Annotated in this window: 14 protein-coding genes and 1 tRNA gene; 7 read left to right on the top strand and 8 right to left on the bottom strand. The window is 68.7% G+C overall.

Annotated elements, in window-relative coordinates; translation table 11 throughout:
• The first annotated feature begins 90 nt into the window (after positions 1–90).
• The 7 genes from tmk (at position 91) to ACTMTF_RS47565 (ending at position 6,875) form a co-directional block, all read left to right on the top strand.
• On the top strand, positions 91–2,127 hold the full coding sequence (tmk, locus tag ACTMTF_RS47595) for a dTMP kinase (protein WP_441116701.1): 2,037 nt from the start codon (positions 91–93) through the stop codon (positions 2,125–2,127).
• 9 nt (positions 2,128–2,136) lie between these two features.
• Positions 2,137–3,318 carry a DNA polymerase III subunit delta' gene (locus tag ACTMTF_RS47590; protein WP_441116700.1) on the top strand — a complete coding sequence of 394 codons (1,182 nt, stop codon included), beginning with the start codon at positions 2,137–2,139 and terminating at the stop codon, positions 3,316–3,318.
• Positions 3,319–3,432: 114 nt separating this feature from the next.
• Entirely contained in the window at positions 3,433–3,924 is a 492-nt protein-coding gene (locus tag ACTMTF_RS47585) for a sigma-70 family RNA polymerase sigma factor (protein WP_441116699.1), read from the top strand.
• Positions 3,921–4,985 carry a permease-like cell division protein FtsX gene (locus tag ACTMTF_RS47580; protein WP_441116698.1) on the top strand — a complete coding sequence of 355 codons (1,065 nt, stop codon included), beginning with the start codon at positions 3,921–3,923 and terminating at the stop codon, positions 4,983–4,985. The genes ACTMTF_RS47585 and ACTMTF_RS47580 overlap by 4 nt, the downstream gene beginning before the upstream one ends.
• 115 nt (positions 4,986–5,100) lie before the next feature.
• Complete coding sequence (locus tag ACTMTF_RS47575; RefSeq protein WP_441116717.1) at positions 5,101–5,937, top strand: PSP1 domain-containing protein; 837 nt, start codon at positions 5,101–5,103, stop codon at positions 5,935–5,937.
• Between the two features lie 78 nt (positions 5,938–6,015).
• Positions 6,016–6,708 (top strand): maleylpyruvate isomerase family mycothiol-dependent enzyme, encoded by a 693-nt coding sequence (locus ACTMTF_RS47570; RefSeq protein WP_441116697.1) that lies wholly within the window; start codon positions 6,016–6,018, stop codon positions 6,706–6,708.
• Between the two features lie 90 nt (positions 6,709–6,798).
• Positions 6,799–6,875 (top strand) — tRNA-Thr (locus ACTMTF_RS47565).
• Between the two features lie 130 nt (positions 6,876–7,005).
• Here the strand turns inward: ACTMTF_RS47565 and ACTMTF_RS47560 are convergent.
• The 8 genes from ACTMTF_RS47560 to ACTMTF_RS47525 form a co-directional block, all read right to left on the bottom strand.
• Positions 7,006–7,686 carry a hypothetical protein gene (locus ACTMTF_RS47560; protein ID WP_441116696.1) on the bottom strand — a complete coding sequence of 227 codons (681 nt, stop codon included), beginning with the start codon at positions 7,684–7,686 and terminating at the stop codon, positions 7,006–7,008.
• Positions 7,687–7,879: 193 nt separating this feature from the next.
• Positions 7,880–8,074: a tyrosine-type recombinase/integrase gene (locus tag ACTMTF_RS47555; RefSeq protein WP_441116695.1), complete on the bottom strand. Its 195-nt coding sequence runs from the start codon at positions 8,072–8,074 to the stop codon at positions 7,880–7,882.
• A 69-nt stretch (positions 8,075–8,143) separates the two neighbouring features.
• Complete coding sequence (locus tag ACTMTF_RS47550; RefSeq protein WP_441116716.1) at positions 8,144–8,548, bottom strand: hypothetical protein; 405 nt, start codon at positions 8,546–8,548, stop codon at positions 8,144–8,146.
• Positions 8,549–8,638: 90 nt separating this feature from the next.
• The gene (locus ACTMTF_RS47545) at positions 8,639–8,836 is read right to left on the bottom strand and encodes an Arm DNA-binding domain-containing protein (RefSeq protein ID WP_441116694.1); all 198 of its coding nucleotides are present in this window, start codon (positions 8,834–8,836) and stop codon (positions 8,639–8,641) included.
• A gap of 277 nt (positions 8,837–9,113) precedes the next feature.
• Positions 9,114–9,857, bottom strand: coding sequence for a DUF2637 domain-containing protein (locus ACTMTF_RS47540; protein ID WP_441116693.1), 744 nt, complete (start codon positions 9,855–9,857; stop codon positions 9,114–9,116).
• 62 nt (positions 9,858–9,919) lie between these two features.
• Positions 9,920–10,489 (bottom strand): FtsK/SpoIIIE domain-containing protein, encoded by a 570-nt coding sequence (locus ACTMTF_RS47535; RefSeq protein ID WP_441116692.1) that lies wholly within the window; start codon positions 10,487–10,489, stop codon positions 9,920–9,922.
• Between the two features lie 289 nt (positions 10,490–10,778).
• Positions 10,779–13,781: a tetratricopeptide repeat protein gene (locus ACTMTF_RS47530; protein WP_441116691.1), complete on the bottom strand. Its 3,003-nt coding sequence runs from the start codon at positions 13,779–13,781 to the stop codon at positions 10,779–10,781.
• Positions 13,782–14,193: 412 nt separating this feature from the next.
• Positions 14,194–14,631: a site-specific integrase gene (locus tag ACTMTF_RS47525; protein WP_441116690.1), complete on the bottom strand. Its 438-nt coding sequence runs from the start codon at positions 14,629–14,631 to the stop codon at positions 14,194–14,196.
• Positions 14,632–14,897 lie beyond the last annotated feature (266 nt).

Genomic DNA, 14,897 nt, shown 5'->3' with positions numbered 1-14,897 from the left:
AACGTACTACCCTCAGCGACGAGCCGCCGGGTATATCCGACTCGTCGCTCGCCATCCCACTCCCAGCGAACACCTGGATACGCTGACATCATGACCGCCCTCGGCCGACAAACACACGTGCTGGCTATCGCGCCGTTCCGCCGGCTCTGGACGGCCATGTCCGTGTGCAGCCTGGGTGACTGGCTCAACATCCTGGCCCTGACCGCCCTGGCCGGAAACCTCACCGAGGGCGACTACCGCATCCAGTCGCTGGCCATCGGTGGCGTGTTCATCGCGAAGATGCTGCCCGCCGTCCTGCTGGGGCCGCTCGCGGGCGCGTTCGCCGACCGGTTCGACCGGCGGCTGACGATGTTCACCGCCGACCTGGCCCGCTTCGCCGTGGTGCTGTCGATCCCGCTGGTCAACAGCTACCAATGGGTCATCATCGCGACGCTGCTCGTCGAATGCGTCAACCTGTTCTGGGTGCCGGCCAAGGACGCCACCGTCCCCAACCTGGTGCCCAAGGAGCAGCTCGAGTCGGCCAACCAGCTCAACCTGATGGTCACCTACGGCACCGCGCCGATCGCCGCGGTGCTGTTCGCGGCCCTGTCGCTGGTCGGCGACGTCACCCGCAACATGGTGCCGTTCCTGGCCTGGATGGACCCGACCGCGCTGGCGCTCGTCGTCAACGCCTGCGCCTACCTCGTCTCGGCCTTCCTCATCTTCACGCTGCGCGACATCCCCAAGCGCGACGGGGCGATCTCCACGCCGTCCGTGTTCAAGCAGATCGTCGAGGGCTGGCGGTTCGTCGGCACCAACCGCCTGGTGCGCGGCCTGATCATCGGAATGCTCGGCGCGTTCGCCGCGGGCGGCGCGGTGGTCGGCGTCGCCAAGATCTACGTGGTGGCGCTCGGCGGGGGCGACGCCGCTTACGGCATCGTGTTCGGCGCGGTCTTCGTCGGCATGGCGCTGGGCATGTTCTTCGGGCTCCGGCTGCTGCGCGAGCTGTCGCGGCGGCGGCTGTTCGGCCTGTCGCTCATCCTGGCCGGGCTCGTGCTGGCGGCCATCGCGCTGGTCCACAACCTGGTGATCGTGGTCATGCTGACCGTGGCGCTCGGGGCCTGCGCGGGCATCGCCTGGATCATCGGCTACACCCTCATCGGGCTCGAGGTCGAGGACTCGATGCGGGGGCGCACGTTCTCCTTCCTGCAGTCCACCGCCAGGGTGACGCTGTTGCTGGTCGTGGCCGCGGCCAACCCGCTCGCCGCCCTGTTCGGCGAGCACCTGTTCCGGCTCGGCGACCTGGCCTACCAGTTCAACGGCACCAACATGGTGTTGCTGGCCGGCGGCGTGCTCGCCACCGTCGTCGGCATCCTCGGCCTGCGTCACATGGACGACAGGAAGGGCGTCTCGCTCTCCGAGGACATCATCGCGGCGGTGCGCGGCAAGCGCTTCCAGGCCGACACGGCCGAGCCGCTGCCCGGCCTGTTCGTGGCGTTCGAAGGCGGCGAGGGCTCCGGGAAGACGACCCAGTCCAGGCTGATCGCCATCTGGCTGCGCGACCAGGGCTTCGACGTCGTGCAGACCCGGGAGCCGGGGGCCACCAAGATCGGCATGCGGCTGCGCGCCATCCTGCTCGACGCGGCCGAGCGCGGGCTGTCGGCCAGGGCCGAGGCGCTGCTCTACGCCGCCGACCGCGCGGAGCACGTGGAGAAGGTCATCCTCCCGGCTCTCTACCGAGGCGCCCTGGTCGTCTGCGACCGCTACGTCGACTCGTCGCTGGCCTACCAGGGGGCAGGGCGCTCGCTCGACCCCGAGGACGTGTCCAAGGTCAACGCCTGGGCGACGGGCGGGCTGGTGCCGCACCTGACCGTGCTGATCGACACGCCGCCGGAGCTGGGGCTGAGCAGGCTGGGCGGGGCGGTGGACCGGATCGAGGCCGAGCCGCTGGACTTCCACGAGCGGGTGCGCAAGGAGTTCCGCGCACTGGCCGCCGCCGCCCCCGACCGCTACCTGGTGGTGGACGGCACACTGCCGACCGGAGAGATCACCCGCGCGATCCAGGACCGGATCCGCGAGATCCTGCCGGACCCGGTGCCGGAGGAGTCCGAGAACGCAACGGGCACGATGCCCGCCATCCGCGACTAGCCTGATGCCGTGGGTGTCTTCGATGACCTAGTAGGCCAGGACCAGGCGACGACCGTACTGTCGCGAGCGGCGGCGGCCGCCGCCGAGACCGTGCGGGGCGGGCGCGGCGCCGGCATGACGCACGCCTGGCTGTTCACCGGACCGCCCGGCTCGGGCCGCGAGGAGGCCGCGCGGGCCTTCGCGGCGGCTCTGCTCTGCCCCGACGCCGGCTGCGGTCACTGCGACCAGTGTCACCAGGTGTTGATCGGCTCCCACCCCGACCTGGAGACCGTACGCCCGGCCGGCTTGTCCTACAGCGTCAAGCAGACCCGCGAGCTCATCCTCAGAGCGGCGGGCGCGCCGACCCAGGGCCGCTGGCGCGTCATCCTGTTCGAGGGGGCCGACCGGGCCACCGAATCCGCCGCGAACGCCCTGCTCAAGGCCATCGAAGAGCCCCCGCCGCGTACAGTTTGGCTGCTCTGCGCGCCCGCCGCCGACGACCTGATGATCACCATCAGGTCCCGCTGCCGGCAGGTCACCCTGGTCACCCCCGGCACCGAGGCGGTCGCGCACGTGCTGGCCACCCGCGACAGCGTGCCGTGGGAGACCGCCCGCTTCGCCGCCCGCGCGGCCCAGGGGCACATCAGCCGGGCCAGAGCCCTGGCGCTGGACGAGGCGACGCGGCTGCGGCGCGAGGCCGTCCTGTCCATCCCACGCTCGCTGACCGGCGTAGGCGAATGCGTCAGCGCCGCCGAGCGGCTGGTCAAGACGGCCGAGGAGGAGGCCGCCGCCTCCACGGGCGCGCTCAACGCGACGGAGACGACCGACCTGCGCAGGCTCTACGGCGAGGGCTCCACGGGCAAGGGCCTCAACCGCGGGCTCGTACGCGGCGGCGCCGGGGCGCTGAAGGAGCTGGAGGACCGGCAGAAGTCCCGGGCCACCAGGATCAAGCGCGACTCCCTGGACGCGGCGCTGCTGGAGCTGACCTCGTTCTACCGCGACGTACTGGCGATGCAGTTCGGGGCGGGGGTGGAGCTGGCCAACGACGACATCCGGTACGAGATCGACCAGCTGGCCAAGGCCTCCACCCCGGAGGAGACGCTGCGGCGCATCGACGCGATCATGCGGTGCCGCGAGCGCCTCGACCTGAACGTGAATCCGCAGATCGCGGTCGAGTCCATGATGTTGTCGCTGCGTATGAGGAATTCGTAGCAGTCTGCCCGAACGGGCCGCACCCAAGATAGTGCGGTGACTGAAGCAGCAGATGGGGCCGTAAGGCGTCTCTGTGATGTGGAAGTCGAACTGCTTTCCCGAGGGAAGGCGCTGATGCGCGAGCAGGTGGACGTCTCGGTGATTTTCGCTGAGCATCACGTCGGGCTCGTGAGACTCGCACTGATCATGGTGGGCGATCAGGCGACGGCCGAGGACGTCGTGCAGGAGGCGTTCGCCCGCACGCACGCGGGGCGGGGCAGGCTGCGAGATCCCGGCAGGGCACTGGTCTACGTGCGCTCCGCCGTGCTCAATGGGTGCCGGTCGGTGCTGCGGCGACGGGCCACGGTGTTCCGGCGGGCGGTGCCGTACGACCCGCCTGTCTGGTCGGCGGAGAGCGCCGCGATGGCGACGGAGGAGCGCCGGGAGCTGCTCGTGGCGCTGCAGCAGTTGCCGCGCAGGCAGCGCGAGGCGCTGACGCTGCGCTACTACCTCGGTCTGGCCGACCAGGAGATCGCCGAGACGATGCGGATCAGTGCGAGCACGGTCAGGTCCACGATCGCGCGAGGGCTGACCGCCCTCCGCCGGGCACTCGGGGAGGATTCATGAACAGTCCGATGGAGGATCGGCTGCGCCAGGCTCTCACTGAGGCCGGGGCGACGGTCGACACCAACACCATCCGGCCGCTGCACGGGGGTCAGCGGTCCCGGTTTCGGGTGGATCTCCGGCTGGTGGCCGTGGCGGCCGTCGTCGTGCTCGTGGGGGTCGCGGGCGTGGTGGGAATGGGTGGTCCGGGGGATGTGAACCATGCCGTGGCGGTGAATCCGGAGCCGGACCGCCAGATGGGCAAGGGGGAGATGGCCGTCTTCCTGTGCTCGAAGGCGGTGCCGAAGGAGCGTCTGTGCCAGGGGCGTGACGTCACCGCCGCGGAGACGAAGGCGGTCGACGCCTTGGTGCGGCAGTTGCCGGAGGTCGAAGCGGTGGTCTTCGTCGACCAGGTTCGCGCCTACGAGAGCTTCCGGCGGGATTTCGTCCACAACAAGGCGCTGATGGACAGTGTCGGAGCCGTTGACCTGCCGGCATCGTTCAGGTTGACGATCAAGGAGGGGGCCGACCCGAAGCAGGTGTCGCTGGCGTTGCGGGGAGTGCCGGGGATTCAGAATGTCGTGGATCTGCCTTCTGACATGGCCGCCGACAGGGTGGAGACGACGAGATCCGTGGTCAGGGCCTTCCTGTGTGGCAAGGGGGCCGCTCAGGTCTCATGTGGCGCCGAGCAGGTTCTTGATGGAGAAGGCAATCTCAAGGGGGTCAAGAAGGAAGGAAAAGCGGTGACGAACGCGGAGAAGAACGCCCTTCGCCAGCTGATCGAGTCGCGACCCGACGTCGAGTCGTTCACGTTCGTGGACCAGGCGGCGGCATATGAAGACTTCCAGAAGTCGCTCAAGAGCGAGTCACCCCTCAAGACCGCAGTGAAAGTGACGGACATGCCCGAATCGTTCGTGTTGACGATGAAGCCAGAGGTCGATCGGAACATGACGATCGACAAGCTGAGGCGGCAGTCGGGTGTCGCGACGGTCGTCGACGGGGCTTGTGCGGCCGACACGAGTCTGCTGATCGCGCGTTATGGGCTGATCCTGCCTGAGAGCAAGGTGTGCTCAGGCCGCGAGTGATCCTGCCGGTATCCGGCGCCCGCACCCTCACTGTCAGCGTCCTGGACACGTAATGTGGCAGCGAAGGCCGTAAGAACCCCCGAGGCCGTCAGGAGGCGAGCGCGAGTCCATGGGAATGATCATGGCCGTGAGCTTCACACGCTACGGACGCCTCTACTACCTCGATCCGGGCGGGCACAGCCCCAGCGTGGGCGACAAGGTGCTGGTCCCGACCGACTCAGGACCCGAGGTGGCAGAGTGCGTGTGGGCGCCGCAATATACGAGCGAGGACATCGACGGGCTGCCGGTGTGCGCGGGCGTCGCGGGCGAGGAGCACCTGTCCCGCGACGAGACCAACAAGCGCCGCAGAGCCGAGGCGCGCAGTGTGTCGAAACGACTGATCAAACGGCATACGCTGCCGATGAAGGTGGTGGGCGTCGACTATCTGGACAAGGACAACGTCTACACGGTCTACTTCTCGGCCCCGCACCGGGTCGACTTCCGTGCCCTGGTCCGCGATCTGGCCCGTAACCTGCGGGCGAGGGTGGAGCTGAGACAGATCGGGCCGCGGGACGAGGCGCGCCTGCAGGGCGGCATCGGCCCGTGCGGCCGTGACCTGTGCTGCGCCACGTTCCTCAAGGACTTCGAGCCTGTCTCGGTCCGCATGGCCAAGGACCAGGACCTGCCGGTCAACCCGCTGCGCATCGCCGGCGCGTGCGGGCGGCTGATGTGCTGCCTGAAGTACGAGCATCCCCTTTATCAGGAGTTCCGGGCCACGGCTCCCCGCGTGGGCGTCACCGTGGACACCCCACAGGGGCAGGGTACGGTGGTGGGCCACAACGTCCCCTCGGACTCGGTCGTCGTCCGCCTCAACGACGGCGGCCGCCGCTGCTCCTGCTCCAAGGCCAGCGTCTGCGGCCCCCGCAAGGCCCACGACGCCGCTTACGGCAACGAGCCCACAGACCAGGCGTAGGAGCGGGATTCTCCCGGGCCGGGCCTTCGGGGCCCTGGCCCGGGCCCGCCACGGTCACGCATTCGCTAGGGTCGCACCGTGCGCGCCACCGACCTCCTCCGAGGGCTTCGCCGAGAGCTCGAGGCCTTCCGCGACTGCCTCTATGCCGACCTGACGACCCCGATCCAGCACTGCGGCGATTGGACCCTGCACGACCTGGCGGACCACCTGGGCCGCGAGAATCTGTGGGCAGCGGCAGCCGTGGAGGAGAGGCATGGCGGCTACAAAGCCCCGCCGGCGCCGAGGGACGCCGCCGATATGGGGCGGTGGTTCGAGGGGACGTCCAGGATCTTGCTGGAGGCGCTGGACACGGACCCGGCCACCGAAGCCTGGACGTTCCACCCGCCGCACACGGTCGGCTTCTGGCAGCGGCGGCGCTGCCTGGAGACGCTGGTGCACCGCTGGGACGCCGAGCACGCGCTCGATACGGCACGGCCGCTCGACCCTGAGCTGGCCGGCGAGGGGGTCGCCGAAGTGCTGGACACGATGGCTCCGCGCCAGATAGCCCGCGGCCGGGCCACCTCGCCCCCGCACGCCCTCCGCCTGCTGACCACCGACACCGGCACGTCCTGGACGTACGGTCCGGGTGACCCGGTCGCGGAGATCGCCGCGACGGCGGAGAACCTGCTGCTGATGCTCTGGAACCGGCTCCCGGACAGCCACCCCGCGATCACCTGGGCAGGGGACGAGGCGGCGGGCCGGTCGGTGCTGGCGGGGCCGCTGACGCCCTGAGCTGGGCCCGCCGGATGGCGGAAAACGTCGGCTGCTCGGGGGAGCGAGGACTCCTCGGGCTCCTGTAGACTCTTCCAAGCCGTACGGCATGCCGCCTTAGCTCAGTCGGCCAGAGCACTTCACTCGTAATGAAGGGGTCTCGGGTTCGAATCCCGAAGGCGGCTCCAGGTCAAAGGCCCCTCGCGATGATCGCGGGGGGCCTTTTGCTAACACCCTTGCTAACACAGCTACCAGGGTGGCCCTCCGGTCTTCTTGGCTTCGGGTGCCGTTGTCCCATGACGTATGTTCGAGCGGCGCCTACGCGCAGTCGCTCACAGGCTCGCTCCGGCTCGCAGTCCCGCTGATCAGAACCCGACTCACACCCTCGGCATCCTTGACGCCATAGGTGCCCTGGAGCGACGCGAACAAGATCTCGGTGGGATCGGCGCCAGTTGACCAGTCCTTGCCGCCCTTTCGCACAATTGATTGCCAGTACGCACGTGGTGTGACAACAAATGAGCGCTGTGTGCATGGCTCGACGTTGATCTCCCAGTTTTCGGGTGCGCGTGTGCCATGCGCCAGCGAGAAGAAGACGACGCTCGCCATGGCGGAGTTGGCATTTCGAACTGTCACCAGCAGGCCCTTGGGAACGGCGTAGGTCACCACGGCGACACGGCCAACGAAGTCCGCATGACGGCGCAACTCGTCTCGATCAGCCTGCGAGCGCCATTGCCAGACCCCAAGTCCAAGACCAGCGACCGTCACGAGGACGATGACAACGTTGATTCGATCCGCCATCGGGCGCTCTGCGAACCACGCCAGACCAACAATGACGGCGACTGCGCCAAGAAGAGCTGCCCAAATGGGCAGGTGCCCGAGCCCGCCCGGTAGCTCCAGGTCGTACGTGAAAAGTCTGCCCAAGAACTCAAGGGATGCAAAGATGAGGCTCCCTAGGGCAGCCAGAAGGTCAAGCAGTAGATCTCCGAGTTCCGCGAGCAAGCATGCCTCCGCTAAGCGGTCCATGATTCGCATGGCGACAGGGGGTGATGGCGACGAATGTCGGCTGGTTCCCATTATGCGCCATTGATCCTTCATGGCGGCTGACGATCTGATGCAGCAGCTGCCCCCGGAACCGCGACCCCTCATGCCTGAAACCCCTTGATGAACAAGGGGCATCTGGCTCGAAAACGTCCTACTGGGTGTCGTCCAGAGATTTGGCGAAGATGTCGGCGGCGGCGGTTTCGGCGGAGCGGATGACGTGGGCGTAGACGCGCAGGGTGATCGCTGGGTCGGCGTGGCCGAGGCGGGCGGCCACCACGTGGACAGGGACGCCGGCCAGGAGCAGCAGGGTCGCGTGAATGTGTCGTAGGTCGTGCAGGCGGATCATCGGTAGCGGCTCGGCGGAGGCCTCGGCTTGCCGACGAGGTCGACATCCCGCCAGCGCAGATTCAGGAGTTCACCACGCCTTGCGCCGGTGTAGGCGGCCAGGTGAAAGAAGGCGTAGAGGCGGTGTGTGAGGGCCATGCTGAGGAACTTCCGGAGCTGGGCGGCCGTCCAGATCGCTCCAGGTCTTGGGCGTCGGAGCGTGGGCGCTTGGCCTTCTCCACGGGGGAGCTGCTGATGAACTCGTGGACGAGTACGGCGTCGCCGGAGGGCACGGCGGAGGATCGCGTGGGTGTGGGTGACGGTGGAGACCTTGAGCGGCTTGCCGTTCTTGCTGCCTTTGGCCAGGAGGTCGCGGTACAGCTTGGTGATCGTGGAGGGGCCGCACCGCTTGCAGGCGCATCTTGCCGATGTACGGCTTGACGTAGAGGCGGATGCCGATCCGGTAGTCCTCCAGGGTGCCGGGCTTGATCTCCATGGCGTGGTCTTCGATCCACATGTCCAGGTAGTCGGCGACCGTGATCTCGTTGCGGTCCACGTACTCACCGCGCCGGGCGTTGACGCGGGCCTAGTCGCGGGCGGCCTTCGCGTCCTCTTCGGTGGCGAAACCGCCCACCCATCGAGGCTTGCTCTCACCGGTTTCGGGATCGCGGACGCGGATGACGTATGACCAGGTGGTTCCGCGCTTCATGACGCCGTCGCGTAGCTTGGGCGCCTTCTTCTTGCGCGGGTGCTCGTCTGGGGTGCCGACAAGGGTCTGCGTCATGCGGCGACCTCCTTCCTGGTCAGGTGGGTGATGTAGTCGGTGAGCGCGGAGACGGGGATGCGGCGGGAGCCGTCGATGCGGATCGAGGCGACCGCGCCGGAGGCGAGCACTTGTGTCGTCCATGATCAGCGCTCCTTTCGCGGGGTGATGCGGACGTACACGCGGTAGGTGCGCGGACGTGTGCGCGGGCACCTCAGGGTGGGCTTGGAGAAAGGCGGCCAACTGAATCGAGCCGTGGACGAAAGCGGTTCGGTCGTCGGTCATCGGTGATCCCCTTTCAGCGGGTGCGCAGAGCCTGGAGCAGGGTGGCGGCGAGTTTGTCGGTGACGCCCAGGCGGACGCGCAGCAGGTCACGGGTGATGGGCTTGCCATGCTGGGCGTGATGTTCGTCGGCCACGCGGCGGGCGTAGTTGATCAGCGCGGGGTCGGGCGCGGGATCAGGCGCGGGACCGTCGCCCTGGCGGTCGTCCTGGTCGTCCTCGTGGGCGGGGATGAGCGCGCGACGGTCCGCTTGCGGGACAGCTTGGGGACGGTCGGGGACGGATGGGGACGCCGTCGTCCAGGTCGGGGACGTCTGCGAAACGTCCGGGGACGATTCACTGGTGCTGGTGCTGGTGCTGGTGCTGGTGCTGGTGCTGGTGCTGGTGGCGCGGCGTTCGAGCATGGAGACGGCGACGAGGAAGGCGGCGGCCGGGGTGGCGGCGGTGATCCAGCCCCACACGGTCGGGTCGGCCTGTTGCAGGTTGGCGGCCAGGGATAGGACGATGCCGCCGGTCAGGACGAGGACGGGCCAGGACAGTGGGCCGCGCCGGGTGCGGCCGGTGTGTTTGTCGTGTTGGCGTTCGCAGGCGGCCATGACGCAGGTGAGGTCGATGCAGACGGCGACGGCCCAGGCCATCCAGCCGTGCTGGCCGTGTTCGGTGGCGGTGTCGCGGATGTGGGTGAAGGAGCCCGCTCCGGCGATGAGGGCCAGGACGAGGACGGGGCCGGTGTCGAGCAGCCAGGCGGCCAAGCGGCGCATCAGCGTTTCCTCCCTTCTGGTGGGTCAGGCGGTCTGGGAGTCGGGCTGTGGTTGTGCGGTCATCACGTCGGCCCAGGCCGGGGCTTGGTCGGCGTAGGTGCGGGCGGCGTGTTCGGCCGCGGCTTCGGTGACGTGGAAGGAGCGGGCTTGGTACCACTGGCCGTCGTGGCCGGCGACGATGGCCACCCCCGCCCGAGCTGGGCGACGCGCAGCAGCGCCGTCGAGGTCTTGGCGATCTCGTCCTTCTCCGACTTGTCCGCCATCAGGTACAGCTCGGCCAGCTCATCGACCAGGACCACCACGGGGACCGGCCGCATGGTGGGCGGGAGTTGCCAGATGTTGCGCGCCGAGGCCATCCGGCATACGCCCATCCGGTCCGTCATGAGTGTCACCAGGTCATCGAGCAGGGTGCCGCATTCGGCTCGGTTGGTGGCCAGCGCGGACAGCCGGGGCGCGTACGGGGTGAACTCGACGCCGCCCTTGAGGTCGAAGCCGACCAGCGCGACCGGTTGCGGCGCCAGTCCGACGATGAGGGCGTTGGCGAGGTTGGACTTGCCTGATTGGGTGGCTCCGGCGTTGAGCCAGTGCGGCACGGTGCGGAAGTCGACCACCCAGGGCTTGCCGGTCTCCAACCGGCCGACGGTGACCTTGAGCAGTTCCGTGGACGGCGGCAGTACTCAGCGGGCAGCGAGCTCAGGAGTCTAGAACTCGACCAAGATCATTTTGGGCCTGCTCAAGCCGGATGAGAACTTTCTCTACGGGTTGAACTTTCTCTACGGGTTCAAGGGCCGAGCCGCCTGCGGCGCCTCGGCCGCGCGTCGGCGGCAAGCCGGCCCGGCTGCGGCTCTCCGGCCGGTCCGGGCCAGCACCGCCCACGCGCACATAGACCCTCGGCAACATAGACCCGCAGACCTGCCGTGATCAGGAATCGCCCAAGCCCGCTCGCATCCGTTCGGCTTCTTGTCGCATCTCTTCTGCTTCGGCCGGACGATTCAGCTCTGAAAACGTCACGCCGAGGTTGGTCAGGGAGGTGGCGAGGTCGGGGCGGTAGCGGTCGGGGTTGGCGGCGGCCAGTTCCCGGTAGATGGTGACGGCCTCCTGTCCGACCGGCAGGGCGTCGGCCGGGCGGCCCAGCTCCGCGAACCAGATGCCGAGGTTGGTCAGGGAGGTGGCGAGGTCGGGGCGGTAGCGGTCGGGGTTGGCGGCGGCCAGTTCCCGGTGGATGGTGACGGCTTCTTCGGTCACCGGTAGGGCGTCGGCCGGGCGGCCCAGCGCTGAGAAGCGGACGCCGAGGTTGGTCAGGGAGCTGGCGAGGTCGGGGCGGTAGCGGTCGGGGTAGGCGGCGGCCAGTTCCCGGTGGATGGTGACGGCTTCTTCGGTCACCGGCAGGGCGTTGGCCGGGCGGCCCAGCGCCGAGAAGCGGACGCCGAGGTTGTTCAGGGAGCTGGCGAGGTCGGGGCGGTAGCGGTCGGGGTAGGCGGCGGCCAGTTCCCGGCGGATGGTGACGGCTTCTTCGGTCACCGGCAGGGCGTCGGTCGGGCGGCCCAGCTCCGAGAACGTCACGCCGAGGTTGGTCAGGGAGCGGGCGAGGTCGGGGCGGTAGCGGTGGGGGTTGGCGGCGGCCAGTTCCCGGTGGATGGTGACGGCTTCTTCGGTCACCGGTAGGGCGTCGGCCGGGCGGCCCAGCGCTGAGAAGCGGACGCCGAGGTTGTTCAGGGAGGTGGCGAGGTCGGGGCGGTAGCGGTGGGGGTAGGCGGCGGCCAGTTCCCGGTAGATGGTGACGGCCTCCTGTCCGACCGGCAGGGCGTCGGCCGGGCGGCCCAGCTCCGAGAACGTCACGCCGAGGTTGGTCAGGGAGCGGGCGAGGTCGGGGCGGTAGCGGTCGGGGTAGGCGGCGGCCAGTTCCCGGCGGATGGTGACGGCCTCCTGTTCGACCGGCAGGGCGTCGGCCGGGCGGCCCAGCTCCGAGAAGAGGATGCCGAGGTTGGTCAGGGAGCGGGCGAGGTCGGGGCGGTAGCGGTCGGGGTTGGCGGCGGCCAGTTCCCGGTAGATGGTGACGGCTTCTTCGGTCACCGGCAGGGCGTCGGCCGGGCGGCCCAGCTCCGCGAAGCGGACGCCGAGGTTGGTCAGGGAGTCGGCGAGGTCGGGGCGGTAGCGGTCGGGGTAGGCGGCGGCCAGTTCCCGGTAGATGGTGACGGCTTCTTCGGTCACCGGCAGGGCGTCGGCCGGGCGACCCAGCTCTGAAAAGCGGACGCCGAGGTTGGTCAGGGAGTCGGCGAGGTCGGGGCGGTAGCGGTCGGGGTAGGCGGCGGCCAGTTCCCGGTAGATGGTGACGGCTTCTTCGGTCACCGGCAGGGCGTCGGCCGGGCGACCCAGCGCCGAGACGTGGACGCTGAGGCTGGACAACCACCGTGCGCGTTCCCCGGCCTCGGCATCGGCTGGAGTGCTGTCCAGGATGCGTCGTGCCAGCAGGGCGTGCGCCTCGGCGAGCACCATCGAGGGATACGGCAGCGCCTCGTACAACGCCACCAAAGTCTCCCGTGGAGCTGGAACCGACCCCACCTCACCGGCAACGACCGGAAGCAACCGCTGCAAGATCTCCCCGGCCGCGTCCAACTCCTGCGCCGCCCGCGCCAACGTCACCAGCGCCCGCCGCGCCTGCCGCTCATCCAAATCCGCCAGACACCCCTCCAGCAACTCGACCGAGCCGCCCAACTGCCGGGTGACGTGCAACTCCGCCAGCCGATCCGGCCGCAACCGCCCCAGCCACTCCCGGCCACCCTCGCCATCCTCCGGCGGATACAACTCCCGCAACCAGTCAGCCACCACACCCGAGGCCATACCGTCGGGCACTCGCCCCACCACCTCCACCGCCTGAGCACGATCCCGCGCCCCCAGCAGCGTCCCGGCCGCCACCGTCTGCTCCACCACCCGCGCGCTCAGCCCCCACGCCCCCTGCACAAACCCCCGCGCCCGCGCCGACTGCAGCCAATACCGCCGCTCATGACCGAGCAACTCCTCCAGCACATCCCCCACGCTCACCGACACTGCGCCAGCTCCCGACCGCTGCGAGCGCAGCACCGCCACCAGCGCAGCCGCATGCAAGTCCAAAATCCTGTGAGGTCCGTCCCCCAACTCCACCGCAAAGGCTTGCGGCGGCTCTACCCCAAGCGCGGCGGCGAAATAGGGCACCGCCTCCGCCACCAGATCACGATCCAACTTGCCCGCCATCACCCGCTCGGCCAACTCAATCCCGGACCCCGCCGCGGCCACCATCTGCCGCACCCGCGCCGAATCGCCCCCCAGTTGCTGCCACCACTCCCCGGCACTACGCGCCAGAAGCAACACCCGCACCCGCCGGCCCTCATCACCGGCCACCGCATGCAACAACCCCGACAGCCCGGTCCGCGTCTCGGCGTAATCCACTACAACCAGCACCTGACGCTGCTCCACCGCTCGCCACCGCGCCAGCGCATCGGCCTCGCCATCGTCGCGAACCTCCAACTGGCCCCATCCCGGGCTCAGCCGATGCGCGAGTTCCACCGCTAGGCGCGACTTACCGACACCACCCGGCCCCGTCAGCAACCGCAACCGCCCCGCCCGGGGATCACGGCACCAGGCGAGCAGTTCTTCCACTTCCCGCTCCCGGCCCTCGAACGGCACCACACCTCGCGACGCGTGCAACAGCATCGCCGGACCCGACCCGTCAGGCAGCAACTCGGCCGCCGCAACAAGGGCTTCTCGTGCCGCAGCCTTCTCCCGCCTACGGTCGATGACGCTGGGTGCGAAAGCCGACACGACCCCGCCGACCACAGCCCCGAGCACGGTCTCCAGTGGCTTGCCGTCCGTGAACGCGGCCACGGCGACCGCCACCGCCACCGCACCCACCACAATCGTGACGAACACCCGCAGCCAACCGCTCATGTCCTCCTGTGTAGAACGCAACAAAGATCCACACGATCTCCGTTACCCAATCGTTCGGTCCGGCCGTGACGATCGCCCACTTCGGCCCCCGCCGCACGGGTCGGGGCGATCGGCTGCCGCGACGCGACTCCGTCGGGCCCTGCCGTCGGGGCAGAGGGCTGAGCACCGATCTTGCTAACGAGAGTGCTAACAACGGTTCTGGACGACCATGGACAGTCGCGGACCGGCGGCACTTCTTCCCATCGCCGGAGCAGGCATCCAAGAGCATGGCGGACGGCTGCGGACGATCAAGTTCTCACTGGTAATGAAGGGGTCTCGGGTTCGAATCCCGAAGGCGGCTCCAGGTCAGAAGCCCCTCAAGAGATCTTGAGGGGCTTCTGAGTGTCTAAGTGAGTGACTAAGCTTTCCGATCTCACGCCTTGAAGATCCGATCCATGGCCACCGCACCATCCTGTAGGACGGGACGGATCTGCTTGCGGTAGACCAGTTCGGTCACCGCCGTGCTGCTGTAGCCGACCAGCCGGGAAATCTCCTCCAGTGGGATGCCCTGGTCTGAGAGCAGGGACACGAAGCTGTGCCGCAGCTCTCGGGGCGTCCACTCGTCGGGGTCGAGGTCGGTTTTAGCGATGACCACTCGGAAGGCGCGCCGTACGTTGTGGGAGTCGAGGGGCGTGCCCACAGTGGAGGCGAACACGAGCCCGTGTTCCTCCCACCGCTTGCCCGCTGCTTCCTTGTCTTCCTCCTGCTGGGCCTTCTGCACCCTGAGGGCTTCCACACAGCGACGAGGGAGTGCGAGCGTGCGCCGGGACTTCCGAGTCTTGGTATCCCCTCCGGTGCGAGCGACCGCCACACGGCTACATACGGCGGCACAGCGGGTGCCGCATTGGGAGTGCCTTCCAGGTCTACGTGATCCCACGTCAGCGCTCTCAGTTCCTCGGTGCGTGCGCCGGTGAGCAGAGCCAGCACCAGATAGCCATGCATCCGGGTTCCTTCGGCGGCCTTGAGCACGATTTCGGCCTGAGCCAGGGTGACGGAAGCAGGCCAGGCTGTCGAGGTGACCACGACGGTGACGCCCGCTCACTACTTGGTGATCGAGCACACGTTCCCGCTGAGCTG

It is taken from the genome of Nonomuraea sp. ZG12, from assembly GCF_052068115.1.
Lineage (GTDB): Bacteria > Actinomycetota > Actinomycetes > Streptosporangiales > Streptosporangiaceae > Nonomuraea.
This window is presented reverse-complemented; position numbering and strand designations above follow the sequence as displayed.

Bases quoted from the DNA above. Each gene is read 5' to 3' on its own strand.
- tmk (WP_441116701.1), top strand. From the start codon at position 91: ATGACCGCCCTCGGCCGACAAACACACGTGCTGGCTATCGCGCCGTTC.
- ACTMTF_RS47585 (WP_441116699.1), top strand. From the start codon at position 3,433: ATGCGCGAGCAGGTGGACGTCTCGGTGATTTTCGCTGAGCATCACGTC.
- ACTMTF_RS47580 (WP_441116698.1), top strand. From the start codon at position 3,921: ATGAACAGTCCGATGGAGGATCGGCTGCGCCAGGCTCTCACTGAGGCC.
- ACTMTF_RS47575 (WP_441116717.1), top strand. From the start codon at position 5,101: ATGATCATGGCCGTGAGCTTCACACGCTACGGACGCCTCTACTACCTC.
- ACTMTF_RS47555 (WP_441116695.1), bottom strand. From the start codon at position 8,074: ATGATCCGCCTGCACGACCTACGACACATTCACGCGACCCTGCTGCTC.
- ACTMTF_RS47550 (WP_441116716.1), bottom strand. From the start codon at position 8,548: ATGGAGATCAAGCCCGGCACCCTGGAGGACTACCGGATCGGCATCCGC.
- ACTMTF_RS47545 (WP_441116694.1), bottom strand. From the start codon at position 8,836: ATGACGCAGACCCTTGTCGGCACCCCAGACGAGCACCCGCGCAAGAAG.
- ACTMTF_RS47540 (WP_441116693.1), bottom strand. From the start codon at position 9,857: ATGCGCCGCTTGGCCGCCTGGCTGCTCGACACCGGCCCCGTCCTCGTC.
- ACTMTF_RS47530 (WP_441116691.1), bottom strand. From the start codon at position 13,781: ATGAGCGGTTGGCTGCGGGTGTTCGTCACGATTGTGGTGGGTGCGGTG.